Here is a 24,815-nt window from a genome sequence, read left to right as displayed (position 1 = left end):
GCTGCGGAGGCTCAAACCGCCGCCTGTAGCGCGGTTGCTGGGCAAGCCGCCGGGGTGATGTCGGCTTGCCTATCTGCGCTGCGGTCGGTGCGGTGGTCAGTGCAGCGTGTGGGTGCTTTCGGTTGGGGTCATCTCACCGATGTAGCTGACGTTCATCAAGGCCGCCTGCGTGCGGTCGCCGTCGATGTTTTGCACGGGGCCCACGGGCACGGCGCTCATCAGGCCAAGCCGGGTCATCCACCGGCTGAAGGTGGCAGGCACGATGCCCAAAACGTGGCTTGCGCCCATGGCATAGGCGGCACCGGCCATCTGGTTCATAAGCATACGTTGCACGGCAATGCGGCGCTGCGCGGGGACCGCGCTGGTCAGGAAAAGGCGGGTGGCTTCCCAGATGTCATCGCGGACGGGCGCTTTGAAAAACAGCACGTCCTGCGGAATGTCCGGCAGCATCCCGAGCTGCGCATCGCGCAGCATGTAGCTGTACTGCGCGCAGGTCGAGGTGGTGGGCATCAGACGGACGCCGCCCATGACCTCTCCATACTCGTGCAGAACGATCCAGCGCGCGCGGGGCGTGTCGTACTGGTCAAACTCCATCCCATCAACCTGAGGGAGATCCCATTGCTTGTCATCGATAAAGATTCGGCGTCGGGCCCGAAGAAAATTGACGAATAACTCACCGTGCTGATGCATGTTCAAAAACGACAAAGTTGTGGCACGCATGTACGGATTGGCCAGGGCGAGGGCCTCTGGGCTGTAGGGATCAGGTTCAGCCGCTTTGGAGCCAAGGAGTTTACGGGGGAAACGATTATTTTTAATTTCCAACGCTTTAGCGTCTTGTGGCGTCAGTTCGGGAAGAACATCCTGCCAAGATTTCCCACTGAAGCTCCGTCCTTGCAGACTCATGTTTGACCTCGAAAATTCGCTGTAAAAATACTTCTTATCAAGAAGCTAACCTCTAGTTGCATGAAATGGCCATACTTATGTCCCATTTCCGGGTGTAGAAGGGGGGAAGATCGCGTCTAACATGTGCGACGATGCCGAAATGCAACATGTTAAGTGCGTTTGTCGGCAGAATGCTGACATTCGAGCAGCCGACCGAAGAAAACGAGAGCGATGTCGCAGGAAAAAGTAACATACGGGCCGATTCATACGCCGCATCTCGCTGACGCGACCAAGGTGCAGCAGATGCGGGATTATTCCCAGGTCGGCGTTAACCTGTTTTGGCAGCGGCAAATGATATTTGCGGCGGCCATTTGCCTGTCCGCTTTCTACTACGAGCTCTGGCTGTCGATCACGACGTTGATCCTGATCGCGATTTCCGAGACCTACGACTACCTTTTGTTCCTGCGCATCACCCGGTGGCGCGGGCGCAGCCCCCGTTTGGCGCGGTTGTTCATGAACCGCATCTACATCGGGACAGTGCTAAGCGCCGGGGTGATCAGCTATTTCGCGCTTGGGATTGCGCTTCAGCAGGGGGCGACGACCCATTTCCTGCCGCTGTTCTTCCTATTCGCGGCAGCGCTTTTTGCGTCGATGAACAACCATCATATCCTGCCGGTGCTGATGCTGCGGCTTGCAATCTATGGGGCGACATTCCTGTTCATCCCGATCTGGGACATCGTCCGCACCGGGGCGAGCATAGAATCCGAGCTTTGGACCCAGTTGTTCACCGTGGTCTTCGTGCTTTATTTTATCGTCGATTGCTCGCGTATCTTCATGAAAATGTACCGCACCAACCTGCGCCAGTTGGAAGAGCTGAAAGCAGAGCATGAGAAAACCAAGATCGCATTTAAGGTAAAGACCGAATTCGTCTCGACCATCAGCCACGAGCTGCGCACGCCGATGACATCGATCAAAGGGTCGCTCGATATGGCCTGCGCCGGGGTTCTGGGTGACATGAGCCCGCAGATGGAGAAGGTCTTGAAGATCGCGCAGCGCAATTCGGCGCGGCTTACATCGATCATCAACGAGATCCTCGATCTGCAAAAGTTCGAGGCGGGTAAGGTGAGCTTTGATATCGAACCGCTTGAAGTGCAAACGATAATCGAAGACGCAATTGAGCTTAATCAATCCTTTGCGGGTAACTTGGGTGTGACGCTGCGCTATGCCAAGCCTTCGGACGCAGCGGGCATTGCCACCGATGAAAAACGCCTGCAGCAGGTGATGTCCAACCTTCTGTCCAATGCGGCCAAATTCTCGCCCGCGGGGTCAACGGTGAAGGTCACCTCCGTCAAGCACGAGGATAAGGTGCGGATCAGCGTGATCGACGAGGGGATCGGCCTTGCGGAATCCGAGCGGGAGAAGGTCTTTGACGAATTCTCGCAGATCGACTCGTCTGACCAGCGCGCCGTTGGTGGAACCGGTCTGGGCATGAACATCTCCAAACGGATCATCGAAGCCTTAGGCGGTCAGATCGACTACTTCAAAAACGCGGGCCCCGGCACGACGTTCTATATCGATATGCCCTTGGGCAATGGGTCCGGGCGCGAGTTGGCGCATGGGATACATGTCAAAGATATGGTCAACGGGGACGGGCCTATTGGCGATGAAGAGCCCCAGAAACCCTCCGGGGATCGGGCCGCGGCTTAGGTTCGCGGCGGCCCGGCCCGTCGTCAGTGGCCAATTCCTTTCGGCTCGACGCCGCTTTGCTGTGCGTTTTTCGTGGCCTGCGTGCCGTGGTGCGGGGCAAAGCGGTCTGCCAGCACCGCTTTGATCTGATCGCGGACCTGCGCAGGGGTATGCCCGTGCCCCATTAGGCCACCAATTGCCAAGCCATGCCCGCGAAGATGGCTCCGACAAAGGCAAAGGCAAGGTAGGCGGCAAAGACATGCGATTTGACCAGCGCCCAGACAGCGATGGCCGCCGGGATGCAGCTGACCCCGCCTGCGATGACAAAGGACATGGCCGCGCCTTGGGTCATGCCTTGGGCCAACAGCGCGTCAATCAAGGGGACCGCGGCATAGCCGTTGAGATAGGCCGGTGCCCCCACCAAAGCGCCGAGGATGATGGGCATGATCCCGGTGCCGCCCAAGATATTGGCGATCCATTCAGCGGGCACGTAGGTCAGCATCAAGGCTTCGACCACATAGGCGAGCGTAAGCCATTTCACGAGGAAAACCGCATTGGTCAGCGCCGTGTCGCTAAAGCTCGCGCGGCGCTCGGATTCTTGCCAGAACTTCCAAACCGGCGCACCGGAGAAGGGTTTGGCCGAAGAACAGCAACTGCTTTTCGCAGGCTGGGCGCGCAGCGGCTCATTAAAGAGCGGGGTCCGCGACAGGGCCAAGACGGTGAAGCCGCCGAACATGCCAACGCCAAGTGCTGCGATGGTTTTCGCCACGGCGAAATCAAACCCCAGCGTGCCGGAGGTGATCGCGAACATCGCCGGGTCCATCAAGGGGGAGGCCAGCCAGAAGGCCATCACCGCACCCAGCGGGGCGCCAACGGCGAGCAGGGCGGCGATAAAGGGGATCACCTCGCAGCTGCAAAAGGGCGACAGCCCGCCAAGGGCGGCGGCCATGACCACCATCCGGGCCGGATTGCCCTCAAATGCGCGGGCGAGCAGGCTCTCGGCGCCGCTGGCTTTGAGGTAGGCAACGGCCAGCACGGCGAAGGCGATGAACGGGGCGGTGCCCAAAAGCGCCTCGGCGGTAAAGGCAACGGTCGGCACGACTTGCGGGGGATCCAGCAGGGCGATGAGGGCAAGAAGAGCCAATGTGATGCCCCAAGCGCCTTTCAAAAACGCCAAGCGGTGGAGCACGGGAGGGGATTGCGTGGTTTCAGCCATGGTCATGCTCCGTACATTCGTTGATTGCGTCTGCGCAGCATTCGGTGAGCAGGAAATTCGCCAGCGCCCGCACTTCTTCATAGGCGACAGCGGCGCAGATCGTGCTGCGGCCTTGTTTTTCTTGTTTCACCAGTCCGGCGGAGGCCAAGAGTTTCAGGTGATGCGTCAGGGTCGAGCCGGTCACCCCGGTGCGTTCGCCCAGCGTGCCGATGCTCAGCCCCGCCGATCCGGCGCGCACCAATGTGCGCAGCACCAATAGACGTTGTTCTGATCCAAGTGCTGCAAAGCTGCTCGCGGCGAGGGTGAGGGCGGGGGTTGCGGATTCTTGTTTCATGATTCTAGAAATATCGAAATGTCAGCCTGGTGCAAGCTTTATTTCGATATTTGTCGAAGTGATCCGCCCTTTATCTTTCGGCCCTACCGCTTATCTCCTCCTCATGAAGGATATCCGAGATGATCTGGCGGCCTGCCGCCTTTGTGCCGAGCGGTTTGCCGTGACGGCGACCCAGCATCGCCCACGGCCCATCGTCTGGTTCAAACCCGGCGCGCGGCTGCTGATTGCCAGCCAAGCGCCCGGCAAACGGGTGCATGAGGCGGGCAAGCCGTTTTGGGACATGTCCGGCACCCGTCTGCGCGACTGGTTGGGCTTGGACGAGGCGACATTCTATGACCGCAACCGGGTCGCCATCGTGCCGATGGGCTTTTGTTTTCCCGGCTATGACGCCAAGGGCAGTGATTTGCCGCCGCCGCGTATCTGTGCGCAGACATGGCGTAAACCGGTGCTTGAGATGTTACCTGACCTGCGGCTCACGGTTCTGATCGGGGCCTATGCGATGAAATATCACCTGCCCGGATTTCGCAATGTGACCGAGGCCGTGGCGGGGTGGCGGGATCATCCACCGGGGGTCTTTGCCTTGCCTCATCCGTCTTGGCGCAATACCGGATGGTTGAACAAGAATCCCTGGTTCGCGGAAGAGGTCCTGCCCCGTCTGCGTGCCGCCGTGTCCGAGGTGATGAATGACCGACCGCCAAACTGACCCCCAAGCTGACCTTAAGACAGCCCGGTTGATTGAGCCGACCCCGCTGGACCAAGCCCATGCCGCGATGGTGGCCGCTCCCGAGGACGACGCCGCCCGCCTGCGCTTTTACGAGCGTATCGCGGATGTTGAGCTTTTCATGTTGTTGGAGGATGAGCCGCAGGGCGATCAGATCAGCCCGGTGCTGCTTGAGGAGAGCTATGTCATGGTCTTCGACCGCGCCGCGCGGCTCTCGGCCCATGTGGGGGAGGCGTCTCCCTATGTGGCGCTTTCGGGTCGGGCGATTGCTGCGATGTTGGAGGGCCAGCCGCTTGGCATGGCGGTGAACATCGGCGTGGCCCCGTCGGAAATTCTGTTGCCTGCCGAGGCGTTGGACTGGCTGCGCAGCACCTTGGCCCATGCGCCGGGCGAAGTGGAGGCGGGCATCGATCAGGTGTTCCCCCCGCAGGGGCTGCCAGAGACGCTGATCGCCGCGATTGACGCCAAGCTGGCGACAGCGACCGGCATGGCGGCGGGGGCTTTCCTTGTTGGAGTTGAATATACCGGCGGCGGGCGCGGGCATCTGCTGGCCTTCGTCGGGGCGATCCCCCGCGCGCAGGATGCGCTTGTGCGGGCGGCGTCCGAGGCGTTGACCTTCTCGGGCATTGAGGCAGGCGCGATGGACGTAGGCTTTTTCGGCCCCAATGATGCGGTGGTGGAGAAACTTGCCCGCGTCGGTCTGCGCTTTGACCTGCCTCAGATGGAGCCCTTGCAGAATACGCCGCGTATGGCACCGGGGAGCGATCCGGCGAAACCGCCGAAACTGCGCTGATTGTGCCTTGAGGCAAAGAAAAAGCGGGCAGGGCAATCACACCCACCCGCCTTTTTCATTCCATCGCGCCGGTCTTAGCGGCGGCGGTCGCGCCGGGCGCTCATGGGTTGGAAGGCGACGCCGACATGGGCCTCGCAATAGGGTTTGCCCTGTTGCACGGGCAGGCCGCAGAACCAGAAGTCATCGGTCGCGGGGTCGCCGACGGGCCATTTACAGGTCCGCTCGGTCAGTTCCATCAGGCCGATCTTCTTGGCCTTCTTCTCGACTTCGCTGACCTTGGCGAGCGCTTCGGGGCTGATCTCATTGGCCGAAGGCTGCGGCGGCAGCGGTTGGCCTGCGGGGATGATCTGCTTGCGCGCGGGCAGGTTGGGCTTGGGCGCCGGGGCTGCGGCGGGCTCTTCGGCTTCGGGCGCAGGGGCGGCTTCGGCCTCGGGTTCCGCGGCTGGCTTAGCGGCGGGCTTTGGCTTGGCCTCGGCTTTGGGCGCTGCGGGCTTGGCCTTGGGCTCTGGCTTGGCGGCCGCTGCGGCGGCGGGTGCCCCGGCGGTGCGGTTCGACAGGCCCAGACGGTGCACCTTGCCGATCACGGCATTGCGCGTCACCCCGCCCAGTTCTTTCGCGATCTGGCTGGCGGACTGGCCTTCGCCCCACATCTTTTTAAGTGTCTCTACGCGCTCATCAGTCCAGGACATACGGGGTTCCCCAGTTAAAAAGCGGCCCCATAGCCCGGACCGCTTTGTCAGTGTATCGGCCCCCATTTTATCTTCTGGGGCCGCAGGTGCAAGCGCCGATCCCCATAAGGGCGGCAGGCTGCGATTGGGGCTTTACGTGGGGGATGAAGGGCGGCTATGCAAGGCCTATGATCAAAAGCGCCACAAATTCCATCCGACGACGCACCGTCCGATAACTGCGCGGCCCAGTTGGGCCTGATCACGCAGCATGTCTGCTGCACCCTTTCAAAATCCTCCAAATCCCATTGACCCGGCGCCAACCCCATGTCCTTTTACCGGCGTGATATGGCCCCTTCCTAAGGACAAACAGATGATCGCTTCCGTTCTGCCGACCTATAACCGCGCCCCTTTGACCTTTGTCAAAGGCGAAGGCACTTGGCTGATCGAGGCGGACGGGCGACGCTTTCTTGATCTTGGTGCGGGGATCGCGGTGAACGCGCTCGGTCATGCGCATCCGGCGCTTGTGAAGGCTTTGACCGATCAGGCGCAGGCGCTGTGGCATACGTCGAACCTCTACCATATCCCGCAGCAAGAGGCGCTGGCGGATCGGTTGGTTGCCGAAACCTTTGCCGACACGGCGTTCTTTTGCAATTCGGGCACCGAGGCTTGTGAGCTGGCCGTCAAAATGGCGCGCAAGTATTTTTATGAGGCGGGTCATCCGGAGCGGGTTGAGATTATCACCTTTAGCGGCTCGTTCCACGGGCGTTCCTCCGCTGGGATCGCGGCGGCAGGGTCTGAGAAGATGACCAAGGGGTTTGGTCCGCTGTTGCCGGGATTTGTGCATCTTGACCTTGGCGACAGCGACGCGCTTGAGGCCGCCATCACCGATAAGACTGCCGCCATCATGGTCGAGCCGGTGCAGGGCGAGGGCGGTATCCGCGCCGTGCCTGACGCGGAATTGCAGCAGATGCGTGCGCTTTGTGATCAGCACGGGCTGCTCTTGATTATGGACGAGGTGCAATGCGGCGTTGCCCGGACAGGGCGGCTTTTTGCCCATGAATGGGCGGGCGTAACCCCCGACATCATGATGGTCGCCAAGGGCATCGGCGGGGGCTTCCCCTTGGGTGCTGTGTTGGCGACCGAAAAGGCCGCGTCGGGCATGACCCCAGGTACCCATGGGTCGACCTATGGCGGCAACCCGCTGGGCTGCGCTGTCGGCTGCGCGGTTCTGGATGTGGTAGCCGATGAGGCGTTTCTGGCCGAAGTGAACCGCAAGGCGGGGCTGATGCGTCAGCGCCTCGAGGGGGTGGTGGCTGAGCATCCCGAGGTTTTTGAAGAGGTCCGCGGTGCGGGGCTGATGCTGGGGCTAAAGTGCAAGGTGGTGAATGCCGATGTGGTCACTGCGGGCTATGCCAATGAGTTGATCACCGTGCCCGCTGCCGACAATGTGATCCGCCTGCTGCCGCCTTTGAATATTTCCGACGATGAGATTGCCGAGGCCGTGACCCGCCTTGACGCCATCGCGCGTGAACTGACCCCGGCCTAAGCGCCATTCGCCTAAAACATTCCTCGGGCATCGGGGCAATTGCTCCCGTTACCCGCAAGACAGAGACGACAGATGAACCATTTTCTTGATATCCACCAAACCGACCCCGCCGATTTGCGGCAGATTATCGACAATGCCGCTGCTATGAAGGCCGCGCGCCAAGGTCGCCCGCGCGGCGCGCCGGATGATGATCAGCCGTTGAAAGACCAGATGGTTGCGCTGATCTTTGAAAAGCCGTCCACAAGGACGCGGGTCTCTTTTGACGTGGGCGTGCGGCAGATGGGCGGGCAGACCATGTTGCTGTCGGGCGCGGATATGCAGCTTGGCCATGGAGAGACCATCGCCGACACCGCCCGCGTATTGTCGCGCTATGTCGACATGATCATGATCCGTACCTTCGAAGAGCAAACCCTGCTTGATATGGCCGAACATGCCACCGTGCCGGTCATCAACGGGCTGACCAATCGCACCCACCCCTGCCAGATCATGGCCGACATCCAGACGTTTGAGGAACACCGCGGCCCGATCAAGGGGCGCAAGGTGGTCTGGTCGGGCGACGGCAACAATGTCTTTGCCAGCTTTGCCCATGCGGCGAAGCAGTTCGACTTTGACCTCGTCTTTACCGGCCCCGAGCCGCTGGACCCTGAAGCGGCGCTCGACGGGCTTTATACCGTCGAACGCAATCCGCAAAAGGCTGTCGAGGGCGCCGATCTGGTGGTCACCGACACTTGGGTCAGCATGCATGATCCGCAATCGGCCCGCGAACGGCGGCACAACCAGCTGCGCGGCTATCAGGTGAACGACGCGCTGATGTCGCTGGCCAAGCCCGACGCGCTCTTCATGCATTGCCTGCCTGCGCACCGCGATGATGAGGCGACAAGCTCGGTCATGGATGGCCCGCATTCGGTGATCTTTGATGAGGCTGAAAACCGTCTCCACGCTCAAAAAGCCGTCATGCGCTGGTGCTTGGGGGCATGAGCGACGGCCCCCGCATCGTTGTCGCGGGCGCGGGGGCGATCGGTTGTTTCATAGGTGGATTGCTGGCCGGGGCGGGGCATTCCGTGACCCTTCTGGCACGGCCTCGTATTCAGGCCGAGATCCGCACCCACGGGCTGACGTTAACCGATTTTGGCGGCATGGCCCGCTACCTCTCGGCGGATGATCTGACCCTCGCGAGCGATGAGACCTGCCTGCGCGATGCCGATATCGTGCTGGTCACGGTCAAATCGCGCGACACCGAAAACATCGCCCGGCAGATCGCCCGCCACACGGCGCAGGGCGTGCAGGTTATCAGTTTGCAAAACGGCATGGGCAACCGGGCGATTTTGGCGCAGCACCTGTCGCAGCATGATCTGCGGGCGGGGCTGGTGCCCTTCAACGTCGTAGCCATGGGGCAGGGGTGCTACCACCGGGCAAGCTCGGGCGATTTGGTGATTGAGGGCGGACCGGCGGATCTGGCGGCGCGGCTGTCGCTGCCGGAACTGAAGGTGGTGGAACACGCGGATATCACGGCCCTGCAATGGGGTAAGTTCCTGATGAACCTCAACAACGCGCTGAACGCGCTAAGCGGCTTGCCGTTGCAGGCCCAGTTGCAGGATCGGGCATGGCGGCGGCTGATGGCCGATCAATGGGCCGAGGCGCTTGCCATTTTGCGGGCGGAGAAGATCCGCCCCGCAATGACCACGCCAATCCCGGCGCGTCTGGTCCCGGCGCTGTTGCGCCTGCCGACGCCGCTGTTCACCCGCATCGCGGCAGCCATGTTGCAGATTGATCCGCAGGCGCGGACCTCCATGGCGCAAGACCTTGCTGCCTGCCGCCCGACCGAGATCGACGCGCTGCAAGGCGAGGTGCAACGGCGCGGACAGGCGCTTGGCCGGGCGACGCCTGTGACGGATATGGTCTTGCGGGTGATGGGCTGGGCAGAGCTTGCAGGCGAGGGGCTGCCGCATTTGCCGGTCACCGCCCTGCGGGCCGAGATGGCAGCAGGGCAGGACCAGCAAGAGGGGTAAGGCGCAGGCGCGCCTGACCTCAGTTCACGAGGGTGTTGAGCACCCAAAAGACCATGGCAGAAAGCAGGGCCGCCGCGGGCACGGTAATCACCCAAGCCGCGACGATGGTCATGAAATGCGACCGGCGCACCAGCTTGCGGCGGCGGCGCTCTTCCTTGGCGATGCGTTTCACTGCGCTGGTTTGGCCGCCGATCCGGCGCAGGCGCCGTTCCATATGCCATTCGCGGTAAAAGCCCACGCCAAAGACCCCGCCCACGGCGATATGGGTGGAGGACACCGGCAGGCCCAGCCAGCTTGCCACGATCACGGTGATCGCCGCCGAAAGGGCCACGCAATAGGCGCGCATCGGGTTCAACTTGGTGATCTGACTGCCGACCATCCGGATCAGTTTCGGCCCAAAAAGGAACAGACCAAAGGAGATGCCGAAGGCGCCGATGATCATGACCCATGTTGGGATGCTGACCTTATCCTCGAAACCGCCGAACTCTGTCGCATGTACGATCGCCGCCAGCGGGCCCACCGCATTGGCCACGTCATTGGCCCCATGCGCAAAACTGAGAAGCGCTGCCGAGAGGACCAGCGGCAGGCCAAAAAGCGTTTTGACCGAGCGGTTGCGGTTCTCCATCCCCTCGGACGCGCGGCGGATTAGCGGGGCGGAGATGGCATAGACCACCAGCCCCGTCACCAGCCCGATGATCAAGGCCATCGGCATGTCGATGCTGATGATTTTCTTAAGGCCCTTCAGCGCCAAATAGGCGGCAAAGACCCCGGCCATCAGACCCACCAGCACCGGCACCCAAGTGCGCGCGGCGGCGATTTTGTCGTCTTGGTATAGGATCCGTGCCTTGATGAAGGCCAAGAACATCGCCGCCACGGCACCGCCCAATACGGGAGAGATTACCCAGCTTGCGGCGATCATGCTCATCGAGCTCCAGTTGACCGCGCCAAGGCCCGCAGCTGCGATGCCCGCGCCCATGACCCCGCCCACAACCGAATGGGTGGTCGACACCGGCGCGCCGACCCATGTGGCAAGGTTTACCCAAAGCGCGGAAGACACCAGCGCTGCCATCATCGCCCAGACAAAAATGCGCGTGTCGGCCACGCTTGCCGGGTCGATGATGCCCTTGGAGATGGTCGAGACGACATCGCCCCCCGCCAGCAAGGCGCCGGCGGATTCGCACAGGGCGGCAATCACGATCGCCCCGCCCATGGTCAACGCATTGGCCCCCACGGCGGGGCCCATGTTATTGGCCACGTCGTTCGCGCCGATGTTCACCGCCATATAAGCGCCGAAGATCGCCGCCGCGATCACGACAAAGCTAGAGGGCTGATGCCCGAAGAAGACCGCCGCAACGGCACCTGCCACCACGATAAAGGCCAGCGCAATGCCCGGTGCCACGAGGGGGCGGGCGACATAGGTTGCGGCCAGTTCGACTTGCGAAATGCGGTTGAGGTCCTTGTCCAGCGTCTTCCACTGGCTGCCCTGCGGTTCCGTTGCCATTCCTGTATGATCTCCCAACGATCCAAACGTTCAGCGGGGGGTGACATAAGGCTATCGAGGGCGCAAGTCACCCTGTCACAAAATTGTAACATTCGGCGGGCGGCGGCAGTGGCTGTAGGAGAGGGGCAATGGGGCACCGGGCCGAGACCCGGTGCCGTTAGGCTTTAGTGAAAGGCAGACAAGATTGCTTTAAGATCAGGCTCATCCACGAGTTCTGATGCCTCCTGCGGGGTGAACCACGCGCGCTTGCGCATGCCTGCTTCGGGGTATTCCTCGCTCAGATCGCGCACGCGAGTGAGGTAGACCTGTGTGGTCACGGGCACGGTCAAGCCTTCGCCGAGACCCTTGTCATAGTCGAAAATGCCCATCGGATCGGATTCGATGTCGGCTTTTGTCACCCCGGCCTCTTCCCATGCTTCTTGCAAGGCGGCTCCGGCACCGTCCAACCCGTCGATCGGCCAGCCCTTGGGCAAAATCCAGCGGCCCGTGTCACGGCTGGTGATCAGCAGCACCTTTTTGCCTGCCTCGGACTCGCGGTAGCAAAGGGCCGCAACCTGCACGCGGCGGGGACGTTTGAAAATAGGAAGGACCATATCCTCCCAAGCGCGTCTAAATACTTGTGTCATTACAGAACTATGCCTCGGTCGGGTGTTTTTCTTGTTATCCCCGCATTATATAGTGTTCCCGAACGCAAATCAAACTGCGGCGCGCCAGATCGGCGGGCTTGGCAGTATGACCGGCTAGAAATGAGGCATGATCGTTATGGCAACTGGCACGCAGGCGGACGGGGGCGCGGCACGGGGGGCAGGCGCCGATATCGGGGTATACGGGCTGGGCACCATGGGCTCGGCTCTGGCGCTGAACTTGGCCGACAATGGCTTTACCGTGGCGGTGAGCAATCGTGAAGCAGAGTGGATTGCGCCTTTCCTTGACGAGGCCGGCCCGCTGGCCGAGCGTCTGATCGGGGCCGAGCGGCTGGAAGATTTCGTCGCCGCCATCGCCCGCCCGCGCAGCATCCTGTTCATGATCCCCTCTGGCGCGCCGGTCGATGCGATGATCGAGACGATCAAACCGCTGCTGGATGAGGGCGACACCTTAATCGACGGCGGCAACGCTGATTTCCACGACACCCGCCGCCGCAGTGCCGCATTGGACGGCACCGGTCTGCATTTCGTCGGCATGGGCGTGTCAGGCGGAGAGGCCGGGGCGCGCAATGGCCCGTCGATGATGGTCGGCGGCAGCGAACATTCGTGGACCCAGTTCAAACCTATGGCCGAGACGATTGCCGCCCATTTCGAAGGCTCCCCCTGCGTGGCGCATCTTGGCCCCGACGGGGCGGGGCATTTCGTCAAGACGGTGCACAACGGCATCGAATATGCCGACATGCAGATGATCGCCGAAGTCTACGGCCTGCTGCGGGATGCAGGCGGGCAGGGCGCGGTGGAGATCGGCAACCTCTTTGCCGACTGGCGCAATGGGCCGCTGAACTCCTATCTGATCGAAGTGTCGGCGGCCGCGCTTTTATCTGTCGACACCCAAACCGGCACGCCGATGGTCGACGTGATCCGCGATCAGGCGGGGCAGAAGGGCACCGGGCGCTGGACCTTGATCGAAGCGCTCAAGATGGGGCAATCGGCCAATACCATCGAAGCCGCCGTCGGCGCGCGCGGCTGGTCGAGCGAAAAGGCCGTGCGCGAGATGGCCGAGCCGCTGCTGCCCGAGGGCGTGCAAGACGCGCCACTGCCCGAGGTGGATGATCTGGAGATAGCGCTTTTGGCCGGGCGGATCATCGGCCACGCGCAGGGCTTTCGCATCCTTTCGGCGGCGTCGGAGGAGTTTGACTGGTCCCTCGACATGGCGCGGATTTCCGAGATTTGGCGGGCGGGCTGCATCATCCGCTCGGCGCTGTTGGACGAGTTTGCCGATGCTTTCCGGGGTGAGCTGCCGGGCGGGCATCTGATCCTTGCCCCCGCCATGCGCAAACGGCTGGAAGAGAGCGTTCCCGCGTTACGGCGTGTGGTGGCGGCGGGCGCGCTGCTCGGCGTGGCGCTGCCTGCGCTGTCGGCGGCGCTCGCGTGGTACGACAGCATGCGCCGGGCGCGCGGCACGGCCAATATGATCCAAGCGCAGCGCGATTTCTTTGGTGCGCATGGGTTTGAGCGGACAGAAGGGGAAGGCAAGTTTCACGGGACGTGGAACCCGCTGCCGTAAAAGGGTTGATAGGTCTGGAAACAAGCCGAAGGCGCCGGACCATCGCCTGCCCGCCCCGAAGGGGAGGCGATTTAGCAACGGCCGGAACACGACGAAAAGCCCACCCATGGTTGCGCCATATAGTGGCATGAAAATAGCGTAGCATCGCCACCCCGCGGGCAGGCGATGGTCCTCGTCACACCTTAGCGAACGGGTCCACCGGATAGCTCACATGCGCCAGATAAAGCCCTTGCGGCGGGCAGACCGGCCCACAGGCCGCACGGTCCTTTGCCGCAAGCGCCGCCCCCATATCCGCCACGCTCCAAGAGCCCGCGCCGACACGCTCTAACGAGCCAACGAAGCTGCGCACCTGATTGTGCAGGAAAGACCGCGCGCGCACGTCGAAATGATATTCCGTCCCGGCCATGGTCTCGACCTGAGAGACCTGCAAGCGGTCCAGTGTTTTCACCGGGCTTTCCGCCTGACAGACGGTTGAGCGGAAAGTAGTGAAATCATGTTTGCCCACCAAAAGATCCGCCGCCGCCTGCATCGCCTCTACATCCAAGCCATGTTTAATCTGCCAAACCAGCCCCGCCTGATGCACCGCCGGGGCACGCCGACTGAGGATGCGGAAGTGATAGCGCCGCTCAAGCGCCGAGAAACGGGCATGAAAATCCTCGGGGGCCAGCACGCAATCGGTGATCGCGATGGGCTGGGGTTTCAGGTGATAATTCAGCGCCTCGCCCAGACGAAAGGGCCGCCAGTCGCGGGCCATGTCGCAGTGGGCAACCTGCGCCAGCCCATGCACGCCGGTATCGGTGCGCCCGGCGGCGGCGATGGTATGCGCGCCCGGCTCCAACTTGGCCAAGGCGGCCTCGATCGCGCCTTGCACCGTGGGCTGGTCAACCTGACGTTGCCACCCATTGAAGGGCGCACCGTGGTATTCGATTTTCAAGGCATATCTGGGCATGAACGGGGCCTTAGCGCGGGCGGGCGCTTCTGGCAATCCCCGGCTGCCGACCCTATGTTAACGACAAAGACAAAGGGACGGGCGCAGCTTTGGGTATCACAGGCATTGCCGACGGCATTTGGCGGCAGTTTGAGACTGTCACCGACACGGTGGGAGAGACGTTTTTCGAGCCGGTGATCCGGCTTGGGGTCACGGGTCTTGCGCGCTCGGGCAAGACGGTTTTCATCACCTCGCTGGTGGCGAACCTGCTGGACCGGGGGCGGATGCCGGGGCTGTTGGCGGCCTCTGAAGGGCGGATCGAAGCGGCGTTTTTGCAGCCACAGCCCGACGATACCGTGCCGCGTTTTGACTATGAGAACCACCTCGCCGCGTTGACCGGCAAGACGCCGCATTGGCCGGAAAGCACGCGGGCGATCTCGGAATTGCGGCTGTCGCTCAAGGTGCGGCCCAATGGGCTGCTGGCGGGGCTGCAAGGGCCGCGCACCCTGCATCTGGATATCGTGGATTACCCCGGCGAATGGCTGCTTGATTTGGCGCTGATGGATGTCTCCTACGCCGAATGGTCGGCGCAGGTGATTGAGCGTATCGCCTCGCGTGAGGAGGCGGCGGGCTACCGCGCGCTGGCCGAACAGACCGACCCCCATGCCGAGTTGGAGGAGACCACCGCCCGCAGGCTTGCCGACAGTTTTGCCGACTACCTGCAAACCGCCCGTGCCAATGGCTATTCCGACTGTACCCCGGGGCGGTTTCTGCTCCCCGGTGACCTTGCAGGCTCACCGGTGTTGACCTTCGCGCCGCTGCCGGGCTCCGACGGGGCACCGCGTAAATCGCTGATCCGCGAGATGGCGCGGCGGTTCGAGGCCTATAAGAAACAGGTGGTGCAGCCCTTCTTTCGGGATCACTTTTCGCGGATCGACAGGCAGGTGGTGCTGGTTGACGCGCTTGGCGCGATCCACCAAGGGCCGCGGGCGGTCGAAGACCTGCGCGGCGCGATGGCCGATATTCTGGGCGCTTTCCGTCCGGGGACAAACAACTTCCTGACCAGCCTGCTGCGCGGCAAACGGGTTGAGAAAATTCTGTTTGCGGCCACCAAGGCGGACCACCTGCATCACAGCCAGCACCCACGGTTAAGTGGCATCATGCAGGCGCTGATCCGAGACGCGCGGGACCGGGCGCAATACGCAGGCGCGGGCACGCGGGCGATGGCCATCGCCAGCCTGCGCGCCACGACCGAAGACGTGATGACCCATGGCGGAGAACCGCTCGACGTGGTGCGCGGCACGCTTTTGAACGACGATGAAACACGCGGGCGGCAAGCGGCATTCTACCCCGGTGAACTGCCCGAAGACCCGGCGCATTTGCTGACCCCCGCCCGGCAGGGCGCGCAGGAATGGCTGGGGGCGGATTACCAGATCATGCGTTTTGCGCCGGCGGTGTTGGACCTGCGCCCCGGCGACGGCCCGCCGCATATCCGGCTCGACCGCGCGGCGGAATTTTTGCTCGGGGACCGGCTATGAGCGCGGTGCTGACCCGCCCCGCCACCCTGCGTCCCGCCCAGCCCCTAGACGCAGGCGCGGTGGGCGGCATCATGAGCGATTTTGCCCGCGATACCAACTGGTTGCCGCGCATTCATACGGCGGCTGAGGATATCGCCCACGCAGACGCGATGATTGCCCGCGGCTGGGTCACGGTGGCCGAGCAGGCGGGCCGGATCGCCGGTTTCGCGGCCTGTGAGGGCGGCGAGTTGGATGCGCTTTATGTGTCGCAGTCGGCGCGGGGGCGGGGCATCGGCTCGGCCTTGTTGCGAAGGTTAAAGACGCGCCATAAGGCACTGACTTGCTGGACATTTCAAGCCAACGCTCAGGCCATCGCTTTTTACCGCCAACATGGGTTTGCCGAAACCGCACGCGGCGATGGCAGCGCCAATGACGAAGGGCTGCCCGACCTAATATTACACTGGCAAAGGGAGGCCGCCTGATGGCCCGGGGACCGATCCTGTTCGACCTAGAAGAAGACGCCAAGCCCCAGCCCTCGGTCGCCGACGCGCCTGCCGTGCCAGAGTTGGACGTGGAAGCGCCGCCGCCCAAGGGTCAAGCGATGCAGATCGCCGCACGGCTCGCCGCGCGCAAACCCTCGCGGCTGGTGCGGATGTTCTGGGCGCTGGCCGGGGCGCTGGTGACGGCGCTGGTGTCAATCGCGGCTTGGACCTTCGTGACCGACCTGATGGCGCGCTACCCGCTGCTGGGCTGGGCGATGACGCTGCTGATCGGGGCGTTCTTGCTGGTGCTACTGCTGCTGTCCCTGCGTGAAATGGCGGCCTTTGGGCGGCTCGCGCGGCTCGACGGACTGCGCCACGACGCAGGCGAGGCGCTGGCGCAGGGGGATTTATCCGCCGCACGCAGTGTGACGGATCGGCTGGAAACGCTTTACAAGCACCGTGAAGACACCCGCTGGGGCCGCGACCGGCTGACCGAACTGCGCGGCGATCAATTCGATGCCGAGGCGCTGTTGGGGCTGGCCGAGAGCGAGGTTCTGGCCCCTCTGGACCGCGCCGCCACCCGCGAGGTCGAGGCCGCCGCCCGGCAGGTCGCCGCTGTCACCGCGCTGGTGCCCTTGGCGCTGGCTGATGTGGCCGCGGCGCTCAGCAGCAACCTGCGGATGATCCGCCGCATTGCCGAGATCTATGGCGGGCGTTCGGGCTTTTTCGGCTCGTGGCGGCTGACCCGCGCGGTGCTGTCGCATCTGGTGGCCACCGGGGCCGTGGCGGTGGGCGACGACCTGATTGAGCCACTTTTGGGGGGCTCCATCGTGGCCAAGCTGAGCCGACGTTTCGGCGAAGGGCTGGTAAATGGCGCGCTGACAGCTCGGGTCGGGGTGGCCGCGATCGAGGTCTGCCGCCCACTGCCCTTTGCCCGCGAAAAACGCCCCGGCGTGCGGGGCATCGTCAAACGCGCGCTGACCGGGGTGTTTGGCAACGGGTAAGAGATCAGGCCGCTGCGACCGCCTCCCGCACGGCGCGCAGCGGGTGTTGGATCAGGCCGGGCCAAGGTGAGACCCGCAAACCGGGGGCATAGCCCCACCGCGCGGCTTCCTCCGCCTGTTCCGCCGTCATCTGCGTGGCCCCGGTATAGCTTTGATTGCCATCCGCGATGCCTTCGGGCAGCGCCGCTTCGGAAAGGTCGATGAAACGCGCGATTTGGCGCAGGGCGCGGGGGGCGTCGGCGACGATATCCTCGTAGCGCAGCACCATCACCGCATGGAGATAGGGCAGGTCGCCCAGCATCTGCGCCTGCGCCGCGATCCAGTGATCGATCAACGCTTGTGGCGGGGCATCGACCCATGCGGCGACTGAGGCCGCGACCGCCTCGGGGTGGCGCAGGACGACGATGAATTGCGACATGGGAAAGAGGTGCTGCATCAACCGCATGCGGGTCAGGTTCACCGGCGATTTCTCAACCCGCCAGCGCAGCTCGGGGGCGAACCACGGCGCCCAGTCCTGCGTTAGCCGGGTTTTTGTCTCCAAAGTGTTGAGCGGGTGGGCCTCGGTCAGATGTTCTTGTGGGTTGGTTGCGAAATACATGGGCCGTCCGGATTGCGCCGTATGGGGGATGGCCCCTTGCAGGTAGACGCCTTCATTCTCAGGCGCTGCCGATCCGGTGATGCCGCCTGCGCCGGGCAGGGCATTGGCCAGCCGATTAACCAGCGAGGTGCCAGAGCGGTGCAGCCCGCCGATGAACAGATAGCGCGGAGGGATCTGTGAAGGCATTGGCGGGCTCTGATTGGGGCTGGGCAGGGTGCAGTGGCAAGCAACTAGTACCGCCATGCCTGCCGTCGAGAAATGAAAGCATTAACATTTGTTATCGGAACGGAGAGGGCGCGAGGGGGGTCACCTTTCCATAAGGAGACCCGTTCATGTTCATTTGCCACATTGCCCTTGGGGGCTGCCTCACGGCGCCGTCTGTCAACTATGGCGTGACCGAGGATACCGGCGGTCACATCGCCTATATCTTGGGGGCCGCCCGCGCGCAGGCGGCGCGGGGGGATGTGGAGATGGTGCAGATCGTCACCCGTGCTTTCGATGAGCCGACACTCGGGGCCGTTCACGCGCAGACCGAACAACAGGTCAGCCGCAGCCTGTCGATCCGGCGGCTTTGGACCGCGCAGCGGGGGTATCTGAGCAAGGAAAACCTCGCCGCGGAAATTCCCGCACTGGTGGATGCTTTTCTAGAGGATTTGGCGCAGGCGCAGCGGTTGCCGGATGTGATCCACGCGCATTTTGCCGATGCGGCGCAATTGGCATTGGCAGCGCGTGCGCGGTTCGGGATCCCGGTGATCTATACCCCGCATTCGCTGGCGCTGAGCAAATCGGGGCCTGCGGTGGATACCGACCGGATCGCAGCGGAACGGCGCGCGCTGCTAGAGGCCGATGCGGTGGTGCTGTCTTCGCGCGATGAGGCAGAGGTGCAGGTCGCCGCCTATGGGGCGGATGCGCAGGCGCGGGTGCACCGTGTTTCTCCCGGCGTATCGCTGCGCCGCCCGGCAGAGACCGGGGCAGGCCGCGCCTTGCTGGCCGATAGGCTGAGCGATCCCGACCGCCCGACGCTGCTGGCCGTGGCGCGCCCCGTCGCCCGCAAGAACCTTGCAACCTTGGCGCGGGTCTATGCGGACAGCCCTGCGCTACAGGCGCGGGCGAACCTTGTGATCCTCGCCGGACAGCACGGTGATGCGCTACAGGCGAATGCAGAGGCGCGCGCGGAACTGCTCGGCCTGCGCGAGACGCTGGAGGTGCCAGCGTTGCGGGGCAAGGTGGCATTGCCGCCGAGCCATACTCAGGGCGATGTGGCTGCACTTTATGACCGCGCGGCGCAAACGGGCGGGGTCTTCGTGAACCTCGCGCTGCATGAACCCTTTGGCCTGACCATGTTGGAGGCGGCCTCTCATGGGTTGCCGGTGGTGGCGACGCAAGAGGGCGGGCCTGCCGATATCGTGGCGGACCTTGGCCATGGCATCTGCGTGCCGCCCCGCGATGTGGAGGCGATAGAGGCGGCGCTGTTGAAGCTTTTGGACGAGCCCGCGTTCTGGGCGGAGGCAGCGCAAGCCGGGCACGCCCATGTCGGGCGCTACGATTGGTCGAAATGGGCCGAAGAGGTGCAGCATATCTGCGAGAATATCTGCAACCCCGCGCCGGTTACGGCGCAAGCGTCGGTCATGCTGGCCAGCGACATCGACAACACGCTGACCGGCTGCGCGCCTTCTGCTGCTTTGTTCAACGCATGGATCGCCCGCGACCGTCCGATGTTTGCCGTGGCCACGGGCCGCAGCCTGCCGGAGGCCCGCCGCATCCTGCGCGATTGGAACCTGCCAAGCCCGCGTGTTTTCATCACTTCTGTCGGCACTGAGGTCTATTTGCCCGATGCGGAAGGGCGGCTTTGTCTGGATGAGCGTTTCGCCCAGAAACTTGACGCCGGATGGCAGCGCGACCGGGTAGAGCGCGCGCTGAAGGAGTTCGGCTTTAACTGGCAGGCGCGGGTCGAACAGCGGCGCTGGAAGCTCAGCGGCTTTGGCGACATGCGCACCGCGCGTCGGCTAGAGCGGCATCTGGCACGGCGCGGTGTGGCGGCGCAGATCGTGGCCTCCCACGGGCGGCTGATCGATGTCTTGCCTTTGGCCGCGGGCAAGGGCCCTGCGGTCTGTGCCGCGGCGCGGCGGTTGGGCATGCCGATGGACCGGGTCGTGGTGGCCGGGGACAGCGGCAATGATTTCGATATGTTGCAGGCCGTGGAGGATGGGCCGGGCCGGGGCATCTTGGTCGGCAATGCGATGGACGGGCTGCGCGAACGTCTGAGCGGCAGACGGCTCTACCATGCCCGCGCCGCCCATGCGGCGGGGGTTTTGGAGGGGCTAGAGACCTTTGGTTTCGCCCTCAACGCGATGGAGCCGCCGATCAAGATGGTGGCGCAATGACGCGGCCCATCGGTTACTTCGTCCACCATCAGGGCCGGGGCCATGCGGAACGCTGCGCCGCGGTGGTCAACGCGCTGCCGGAAAGCCAGCCGGTGACCGTCTTTTGTGCCAAGCCCGATATCTTTCCCGCCTTCACCCGGCAGGTTGAGGTTATTGCCCTGCCGTCGCTCTTTGAGCCCACGGGAAACGAAGATATCTACGACACCACCAGCGCGCCGGACACGGTGCATTGCGCGCCGCTCGGCTGGCCAGGTATTCGGCAGGCCATGGCGCAACTGGCCTCTTGGTTTGCCAGCGCCAACCCGGTGCTGATGATCAGCGATGTCTCGGCGGAAGTGGGGCAGCTGGCACGGATCTGTTCGGTGCCGCATGTAAAAGTGTTGCAACACGGCCGGCGCAGCGATCCGGGGCATCAGGCGGCCTATGACGGGGCGGTCGGGTTGCTGTGCCCCGCTGCAAAGGCGCTGGCGCAGCCTGATTGGCCCGCACGACATATGGAAAAGACGCATTTCGCCGGGGGCTTGGGGGTCGAGGTAACACGGCCCGATCCCGCACGCCGCGCCCTGTTGCGCGAAAAACTTGGCATCGCACCGGATCAGCGCATGGTGGTTGTCATGTCAGGCGGGGGCGGCACTGGTTTTGCCTCGGCGCCCTTTGGCATCGCGGCGCGGGCGCTGCCTGAGACGGCATTCGTCACCATCGGTCGGATGGCGCGGGATTGGCACGCGACCGAACCTGCGAACCTGCACCATCACGGTTGGGTCGATAACGCGGCGGATTATCTGGCGGCGGCGGATATGGTCGTGGCCTCGACCGGGAACACCACCTGTCATCAAATCCTCGCCGCCGAGACGCCGTGGCTGGCCGTGCCTGAGTGGCGCTATTTCGATGAACAGATCGAAAAGGCTGCGGCGCTGCACCGCGCGGGGGCGGCGCATCATCTGCCGCATTTCCCCTCCTCCGCCGGAGCATGGCGCGCGGCGATCCAACGCACGTTCGATACCCATGATCCGGCCCTGCAACGCGCTTTGGTCGACGAAGATGCCGCGGCTAAGACCACCCGTTGGCTGACCGGCCTGACCGATCAGTTGCTTTCACAAACACCTAAACAAACCGGAGATTTACATGACGTCCTTCACCCCATCCGTGCCTGAAAACACCACAGTCAGCGCGCTGACGCTCGCGCGGGGGCGGGCGGCGCATCTGCGCAATGTGATCCTCGGCCTGACCCGTCAGACCCGGCAGCCGGATGAACTGGTGATCGGGGTCATGCAAGACACGCTTTATGACGATCTGCCGCAGACAGATTTCCCGATCCGGCAGGTACAGGTCACGGGCCATGAACTGCCGCTGTCGCGCGCGCGCAATACCGTCGCGGCAGAGGCCATGGGCGACTGTCTTGTCTTTCTCGACGTGGATTGCATTCCGGCCCCGGAGCTGATCGCCGACTATATGGGCTATGCGGTGCCGGGCAACGGGCTGATCATGGGGGAGGTTAATTACCTCCCCGCAGGCACGGCGACCGAGGGATGGAGCTATGACGCGCTCAAAGCCGTGGCCGTGCGCCATTCCGACCGCCAAGGCCCGCCCGCCGAAGGGCTGAAGCGCTGCAACGATTACCGCTGCTTTTGGTCGCTGAACTTTGCCATCCACCGCGCGGATTGGGACCGCTCCGGCGGGTTTGATGAGCGTTTCACCGGTTACGGGGGCGAGGATACCGACTTTGGCCGCGAATTGGACGAACGCGGCGTCCCGATCCACTGGGCGAAGGGGGCGAAGGTCTTTCACCAGCATCACCCGCATTGCATGCCGCCGATCCACCACATCCCATCGATCCTGCGCAATACCGAGATCTTTGCCGATAAATGGGGCCACCGTACCATGAACCACTGGCTCACCGCTTTTCGCCTGATGGGGCTGGTGGGGGCTGATGGCGATGCGCTGGTGCAGCTGCGCGAACCTGATGCGGATGATTTTGCGCTTTGTGAGCAGCAGTCGGACCAGCCCTATGCCAATACCGCGCGTGTGCTGCGCTATCTGCGCGGCGAAGAGCGGATCGCGGCGGAATGACCCTGCGCATCGCCATTGTCGGCCATATTCGGCACCCCATCGCCCCGCCGTTCAAAGGCGGGATGGAGGCTTTTACCCATAGCCTTGCCCGTATGCTGGCCGAGCGGGGCCATGACGTGACCCTGTTGGCCAGTGGCGATAGTGCGGCGGGCCTGCCGCCGGGGGTCAAACTGCTGCCGCTTTGCGAGACACATTACGACGCGCGCTATCCGTGGCATGAGTTTCACGGCACTGATGCGCTGAACGACCACCTTGATGCCTGCTATGCCCGCGCCGCGAGGCTGCTGCTGGAGGGGCATTTTGACGTGGTGCATAATAACGCGCTGCACCGCTATTTGCCGCGGCTGTCGCGGGCAGAGCGGGTGCCGATGGTCACCTCGTTGCATATTCCGCCCTTCAAGGTGCTGCGCGGCGCGCTGATGGATGGGGCGGCGCCATGGCATCTGTCTTCTGTGGTGTCGGCCCGGCAGCGCGGTATCTGGTGGCCCGAGGGCGCGCCGGAAACGGCGCATGTGGTACACAACGGGATCGACCTTTCCGAATGGCCCCAAGGCGGGCCGGGCGATGGCAGCGCTGTCTGGGCCGGGCGCATTACCCCGACCAAGGGCACCCATTTGGCGGCAGAGGCGGCGCAGATCGCAGGAGTGCCGCTGCGTATCTACGGCGTGGTGGAGCATCAGGACTACTTTAACGATATGGTAGGACCGCATCTTTATGGCGATGTGGCCTATGTTGGGCATTTGAATACACAGGCCCTTGGGCAGGCCTATGGCGGGGCGTCGGTGGCGCTTTTCACCCCGCAGTGGGAGGAACCCTTTGGCCTCGCGGCGGTAGAGGCGATGGCGACGGGCCTGCCAGTGGCCGCAACGCCGCATGGGGCGGTTGAAGAAGTGTTGGGAGAGGCGGGCGTCATTGCTTTGGATGACAGCCCCGAGGGCTTGGCCGAAGCACTGCGACAGGCGCTCGCGATCCCCGCCGAGGTGCCGCGCGCCCGTGTGGCGCGGCTGTTTGACGCGCAGGCGATGGTGGCAAAGTTCGAGTGGCTTTATCACGCGGCCCTAGCACAGGGCGACGCGGCAATGCCGCATAGAACATATCCGTCGATTGCGCTGCACGTAGAGGGGGCGGCACAGCCTTTGGCAGAGGCGGGTTAAAGGGCCGCTTCGGACTGCGGCATATAGAGGTAGGCAGGCTCGAACTGGCCGACTTTATGCAGCCCTGCGCGGTCATGGATCAGCAGTTTGCCACCTGTCACGACACAGCAGCCGTGTTCGCGCAATTCGCGTAATGTCCGGCTGACATGCACCGAGGTGAGGCCGGTTGCATCGGCGATGTCGGTCTGGCGCAGGCTGAAGGGCAAGCTTTGACGCTCCATACCGTAGGCGGCGGACATGCGGGCATCAAACTCGCTCAGAAAATTCGCGACCCGCGCGAGCGCGCGCATGGCGCTGTTGCGCATCACCCAATGGCGGTGGATGGAGGCATCGACCAAGGTCATGAGCCAGAGGTTCCGGGCCATTTCCACATCGCCATTCAGCAACTCGCGCAGCGGCTCATGCGCAATCATGGCGACCCGCGTATCGGTCAGTGAAATAACGTCATGGTCTAGCTTTTTAAGCGGAAAGGCGTGCAGATCGACGAATTCCCCGGGGAACTGCAGGGCGACGAACGTGCTCCGCGCGCGCTGCCCGCGGGGCACGCTGCGGGCGATCAGCCCATCCAGCAGCAACAGGCTATGATCCAAGAAATCACCCCTGCGGCTGATTACGGCGCCGGGCGTGAATTGCTTGTGCTGGGTCAACAGCGGCGCAAGCTTCGCCCATTGCGCACCGTTTAGATGGTCCACCATGCCACAGGGCTTGACCGACATATCGTTGAAAAAGGTGTCTTTGATCGTCACACGTAAGTCTTTCGCCCATTGAAAATGACGCGGGTCCTTAAATGCAGGGTCCGCGGGCTATATGCTTTATCGAAAGGCCTATGATGCTGTTTTTGCCGAAAAATTCAAGGGAAGGCCGGGGATCATAAAAAATGTTAAGTTTGGCGGGCGGTGCAAGTGGCAGGATTTTCGGCACGGATTGTTGCGCTTCTTCCGGGGCTTGTCGGGGCAGGGGGGGCTGTTTATAAGCGCCCCTATGACACGCCTCACCGCGATCATTATTCGAATTATATCCCCGGCGCTCTGAGCAATTGAGACGCCGGGCCGAGGTGCTTGAGCCATTCGCACCGACCGAGATTGAATAACCCCCATATGCCTAAAGGACG

Annotated in this window: 24 protein-coding genes; 14 read left to right on the top strand and 10 right to left on the bottom strand. The window is 63.2% G+C overall.

Translation table 11 applies throughout. The annotated features are described in order from the left end of the window. Positions 1 to 96 precede the first annotated feature (96 nt). Positions 97 to 690 (bottom strand): acyl-homoserine-lactone synthase, encoded by a 594-nt coding sequence (locus J3456_RS04930; protein ID WP_317391119.1) that lies wholly within the window; start codon positions 688 to 690, stop codon positions 97 to 99. A 495-nt stretch (positions 691 to 1,185) separates the two neighbouring features. On the opposite strand from J3456_RS04930, the gene J3456_RS04925 reads away from it, so the two are divergent. Continuing rightward, positions 1,186 to 2,589, top strand: coding sequence for a sensor histidine kinase (locus J3456_RS04925; protein ID WP_349579168.1), 1,404 nt, complete (start codon positions 1,186 to 1,188; stop codon positions 2,587 to 2,589). Between the two features lie 23 nt (positions 2,590 to 2,612). Here the strand turns inward: J3456_RS04925 and J3456_RS04920 are convergent, their stop codons facing one another. Genes J3456_RS04920 through J3456_RS04910 form a run of 3 tightly spaced genes read right to left on the bottom strand, consistent with a single transcriptional unit; the run spans position 2,613 to position 4,118 of the window. Beyond that, a complete protein-coding gene (locus J3456_RS04920; RefSeq protein WP_349579167.1) occupies positions 2,613 to 2,753 on the bottom strand; it encodes a hypothetical protein in 141 nt (46 codons plus the stop codon). After that, the gene (locus tag J3456_RS04915) at positions 2,753 to 3,784 is read right to left on the bottom strand and encodes a permease (RefSeq protein WP_349579166.1); all 1,032 of its coding nucleotides are present in this window, start codon (positions 3,782 to 3,784) and stop codon (positions 2,753 to 2,755) included. The genes J3456_RS04920 and J3456_RS04915 overlap by 1 nt, the downstream gene beginning before the upstream one ends. After that, a complete protein-coding gene (locus J3456_RS04910; protein ID WP_259981992.1) occupies positions 3,777 to 4,118 on the bottom strand; it encodes an ArsR/SmtB family transcription factor in 342 nt (113 codons plus the stop codon). The genes J3456_RS04915 and J3456_RS04910 overlap by 8 nt, the downstream gene beginning before the upstream one ends. Positions 4,119 to 4,221: 103 nt before the next feature. On the opposite strand from J3456_RS04910, the gene J3456_RS04905 reads away from it, so the two are divergent. Further along, positions 4,222 to 4,821, top strand: coding sequence for a uracil-DNA glycosylase family protein (locus tag J3456_RS04905; protein WP_209217339.1), 600 nt, complete (start codon positions 4,222 to 4,224; stop codon positions 4,819 to 4,821). A gap of 28 nt (positions 4,822 to 4,849) precedes the next feature. Then, positions 4,850 to 5,632, top strand: coding sequence for an SseB family protein (locus J3456_RS04900; protein WP_349579431.1), 783 nt, complete (start codon positions 4,850 to 4,852; stop codon positions 5,630 to 5,632). A gap of 74 nt (positions 5,633 to 5,706) precedes the next feature. On the opposite strand, the gene J3456_RS04895 is transcribed toward J3456_RS04900, so the two are convergent. After that, positions 5,707 to 6,321 (bottom strand): GcrA family cell cycle regulator, encoded by a 615-nt coding sequence (locus J3456_RS04895; protein ID WP_209217338.1) that lies wholly within the window; start codon positions 6,319 to 6,321, stop codon positions 5,707 to 5,709. Between the two features lie 349 nt (positions 6,322 to 6,670). Between J3456_RS04895 and J3456_RS04890 the strand changes: the two genes are divergently transcribed. From J3456_RS04890 to J3456_RS04880, 3 genes are all read left to right on the top strand, one after another. Then, positions 6,671 to 7,846: an aspartate aminotransferase family protein gene (locus tag J3456_RS04890; protein WP_349579165.1), complete on the top strand. Its 1,176-nt coding sequence runs from the start codon at positions 6,671 to 6,673 to the stop codon at positions 7,844 to 7,846. Positions 7,847 to 7,918: 72 nt separating this feature from the next. Continuing rightward, positions 7,919 to 8,824, top strand: a complete 906-nt coding sequence (gene argF, locus J3456_RS04885) for an ornithine carbamoyltransferase (RefSeq protein WP_349579164.1) — start codon at positions 7,919 to 7,921, stop codon at positions 8,822 to 8,824. Then, a complete protein-coding gene (locus J3456_RS04880) occupies positions 8,821 to 9,855 on the top strand; it encodes a 2-dehydropantoate 2-reductase (RefSeq protein ID WP_349579163.1) in 1,035 nt (344 codons plus the stop codon). Before argF ends, J3456_RS04880 begins: the two co-directional genes overlap by 4 nt. Before the next feature lie 19 nt (positions 9,856 to 9,874). Here the strand turns inward: J3456_RS04880 and J3456_RS04875 are convergent, their stop codons facing one another. Together J3456_RS04875 and J3456_RS04870 are read right to left on the bottom strand one after the other, a co-directional pair. Continuing rightward, the gene (locus J3456_RS04875) at positions 9,875 to 11,356 is read right to left on the bottom strand and encodes an inorganic phosphate transporter (RefSeq protein ID WP_259948694.1); all 1,482 of its coding nucleotides are present in this window, start codon (positions 11,354 to 11,356) and stop codon (positions 9,875 to 9,877) included. Positions 11,357 to 11,520: 164 nt separating this feature from the next. Further along, on the bottom strand, positions 11,521 to 11,982 hold the full coding sequence (locus tag J3456_RS04870; protein WP_349579162.1) for an NUDIX hydrolase: 462 nt from the start codon (positions 11,980 to 11,982) through the stop codon (positions 11,521 to 11,523). A gap of 136 nt (positions 11,983 to 12,118) precedes the next feature. Here J3456_RS04870 and gnd point away from each other — a divergent pair, with 136 nt between their 5' ends. Next, positions 12,119 to 13,567 carry an NADP-dependent phosphogluconate dehydrogenase gene (gnd, locus tag J3456_RS04865; RefSeq protein WP_349579430.1) on the top strand — a complete coding sequence of 483 codons (1,449 nt, stop codon included), beginning with the start codon at positions 12,119 to 12,121 and terminating at the stop codon, positions 13,565 to 13,567. Between the two features lie 175 nt (positions 13,568 to 13,742). On the opposite strand, the gene truA is transcribed toward gnd, so the two are convergent. Beyond that, complete coding sequence (gene truA / locus J3456_RS04860) at positions 13,743 to 14,516, bottom strand: tRNA pseudouridine(38-40) synthase TruA (RefSeq protein WP_349579161.1); 774 nt, start codon at positions 14,514 to 14,516, stop codon at positions 13,743 to 13,745. An 89-nt stretch (positions 14,517 to 14,605) separates the two neighbouring features. Between truA and J3456_RS04855 the strand changes: the two genes are divergently transcribed. Genes J3456_RS04855 through J3456_RS04845 form a run of 3 tightly spaced genes read left to right on the top strand, consistent with a single transcriptional unit; the run spans position 14,606 to position 17,498 of the window. Next, the gene (locus J3456_RS04855; RefSeq protein ID WP_349579160.1) at positions 14,606 to 16,033 is read left to right on the top strand and encodes a YcjX family GTP-binding protein; all 1,428 of its coding nucleotides are present in this window, start codon (positions 14,606 to 14,608) and stop codon (positions 16,031 to 16,033) included. After that, positions 16,030 to 16,494, top strand: coding sequence for a GNAT family N-acetyltransferase (locus J3456_RS04850; RefSeq protein WP_349579159.1), 465 nt, complete (start codon positions 16,030 to 16,032; stop codon positions 16,492 to 16,494). Before J3456_RS04855 ends, J3456_RS04850 begins: the two co-directional genes overlap by 4 nt. Continuing rightward, positions 16,494 to 17,498 carry a YcjF family protein gene (locus J3456_RS04845; RefSeq protein ID WP_322344040.1) on the top strand — a complete coding sequence of 335 codons (1,005 nt, stop codon included), beginning with the start codon at positions 16,494 to 16,496 and terminating at the stop codon, positions 17,496 to 17,498. Before J3456_RS04850 ends, J3456_RS04845 begins: the two co-directional genes overlap by 1 nt. 4 nt (positions 17,499 to 17,502) lie before the next feature. Here the strand turns inward: J3456_RS04845 and J3456_RS04840 are convergent, their stop codons facing one another. Next, complete coding sequence (locus J3456_RS04840) at positions 17,503 to 18,282, bottom strand: sulfotransferase family protein (RefSeq protein WP_349579158.1); 780 nt, start codon at positions 18,280 to 18,282, stop codon at positions 17,503 to 17,505. A 146-nt stretch (positions 18,283 to 18,428) separates the two neighbouring features. Here J3456_RS04840 and J3456_RS04835 point away from each other — a divergent pair, with 146 nt between their 5' ends. Genes J3456_RS04835 through J3456_RS04820 form a run of 4 tightly spaced genes read left to right on the top strand, consistent with a single transcriptional unit; the run spans position 18,429 to position 23,704 of the window. Continuing rightward, positions 18,429 to 20,480 carry an HAD-IIB family hydrolase gene (locus tag J3456_RS04835; protein WP_349579157.1) on the top strand — a complete coding sequence of 684 codons (2,052 nt, stop codon included), beginning with the start codon at positions 18,429 to 18,431 and terminating at the stop codon, positions 20,478 to 20,480. Continuing rightward, a complete protein-coding gene (locus J3456_RS04830) occupies positions 20,477 to 21,634 on the top strand; it encodes a glycosyltransferase (RefSeq protein ID WP_349579156.1) in 1,158 nt (385 codons plus the stop codon). The genes J3456_RS04835 and J3456_RS04830 overlap by 4 nt, the downstream gene beginning before the upstream one ends. After that, the gene (locus J3456_RS04825; RefSeq protein WP_349579155.1) at positions 21,606 to 22,550 is read left to right on the top strand and encodes a glycosyltransferase family 2 protein; all 945 of its coding nucleotides are present in this window, start codon (positions 21,606 to 21,608) and stop codon (positions 22,548 to 22,550) included. The genes J3456_RS04830 and J3456_RS04825 overlap by 29 nt, the downstream gene beginning before the upstream one ends. Beyond that, the gene (locus J3456_RS04820) at positions 22,547 to 23,704 is read left to right on the top strand and encodes a glycosyltransferase (RefSeq protein ID WP_349579154.1); all 1,158 of its coding nucleotides are present in this window, start codon (positions 22,547 to 22,549) and stop codon (positions 23,702 to 23,704) included. The genes J3456_RS04825 and J3456_RS04820 overlap by 4 nt, the downstream gene beginning before the upstream one ends. Here J3456_RS04820 and J3456_RS04815 read toward each other — a convergent pair. Further along, complete coding sequence (locus tag J3456_RS04815; RefSeq protein WP_349579153.1) at positions 23,701 to 24,450, bottom strand: Crp/Fnr family transcriptional regulator; 750 nt, start codon at positions 24,448 to 24,450, stop codon at positions 23,701 to 23,703. The genes J3456_RS04820 and J3456_RS04815 overlap by 4 nt on opposite strands. Positions 24,451 to 24,815: the final 365 nt, after the last annotated feature.

Origin of the sequence: Sulfitobacter sp. NFXS29, assembly GCF_040148765.1 — a bacterium.
Lineage (GTDB): Bacteria > Pseudomonadota > Alphaproteobacteria > Rhodobacterales > Rhodobacteraceae > Sulfitobacter.
The sequence above is the reverse complement of the archived record's forward strand: the minus strand, read 5'-3'. Positions and strand labels throughout refer to the sequence as shown.

Coding starts and splice junctions, on each gene's coding strand:
- J3456_RS04825 (WP_349579155.1), top strand. CDS start 21,606: ATGACGTCCTTCACCCCATCCGTGCCTGAAAACACCACAGTCAGCGCG.
- argF (WP_349579164.1), top strand. CDS start 7,919: ATGAACCATTTTCTTGATATCCACCAAACCGACCCCGCCGATTTGCGG.
- J3456_RS04820 (WP_349579154.1), top strand. CDS start 22,547: ATGACCCTGCGCATCGCCATTGTCGGCCATATTCGGCACCCCATCGCC.
- J3456_RS04890 (WP_349579165.1), top strand. CDS start 6,671: ATGATCGCTTCCGTTCTGCCGACCTATAACCGCGCCCCTTTGACCTTT.
- J3456_RS04840 (WP_349579158.1), bottom strand. CDS start 18,282: ATGCCTTCACAGATCCCTCCGCGCTATCTGTTCATCGGCGGGCTGCAC.
- J3456_RS04850 (WP_349579159.1), top strand. CDS start 16,030: ATGAGCGCGGTGCTGACCCGCCCCGCCACCCTGCGTCCCGCCCAGCCC.
- J3456_RS04930 (WP_317391119.1), bottom strand. CDS start 690: ATGCATCAGCACGGTGAGTTATTCGTCAATTTTCTTCGGGCCCGACGC.
- J3456_RS04915 (WP_349579166.1), bottom strand. CDS start 3,784: ATGGCTGAAACCACGCAATCCCCTCCCGTGCTCCACCGCTTGGCGTTT.
- J3456_RS04845 (WP_322344040.1), top strand. CDS start 16,494: ATGGCCCGGGGACCGATCCTGTTCGACCTAGAAGAAGACGCCAAGCCC.
- J3456_RS04920 (WP_349579167.1), bottom strand. CDS start 2,753: ATGGGGCACGGGCATACCCCTGCGCAGGTCCGCGATCAGATCAAAGCG.
- J3456_RS04835 (WP_349579157.1), top strand. CDS start 18,429: ATGTTCATTTGCCACATTGCCCTTGGGGGCTGCCTCACGGCGCCGTCT.
- J3456_RS04880 (WP_349579163.1), top strand. CDS start 8,821: ATGAGCGACGGCCCCCGCATCGTTGTCGCGGGCGCGGGGGCGATCGGT.
- J3456_RS04925 (WP_349579168.1), top strand. CDS start 1,186: ATGCGGGATTATTCCCAGGTCGGCGTTAACCTGTTTTGGCAGCGGCAA.
- truA (WP_349579161.1), bottom strand. CDS start 14,516: ATGCCCAGATATGCCTTGAAAATCGAATACCACGGTGCGCCCTTCAAT.
- J3456_RS04910 (WP_259981992.1), bottom strand. CDS start 4,118: ATGAAACAAGAATCCGCAACCCCCGCCCTCACCCTCGCCGCGAGCAGC.
- J3456_RS04870 (WP_349579162.1), bottom strand. CDS start 11,982: ATGACACAAGTATTTAGACGCGCTTGGGAGGATATGGTCCTTCCTATT.
- J3456_RS04875 (WP_259948694.1), bottom strand. CDS start 11,356: ATGGCAACGGAACCGCAGGGCAGCCAGTGGAAGACGCTGGACAAGGAC.
- J3456_RS04895 (WP_209217338.1), bottom strand. CDS start 6,321: ATGTCCTGGACTGATGAGCGCGTAGAGACACTTAAAAAGATGTGGGGC.
- J3456_RS04905 (WP_209217339.1), top strand. CDS start 4,222: ATGAAGGATATCCGAGATGATCTGGCGGCCTGCCGCCTTTGTGCCGAG.
- gnd (WP_349579430.1), top strand. CDS start 12,119: ATGGCAACTGGCACGCAGGCGGACGGGGGCGCGGCACGGGGGGCAGGC.
- J3456_RS04830 (WP_349579156.1), top strand. CDS start 20,477: ATGACGCGGCCCATCGGTTACTTCGTCCACCATCAGGGCCGGGGCCAT.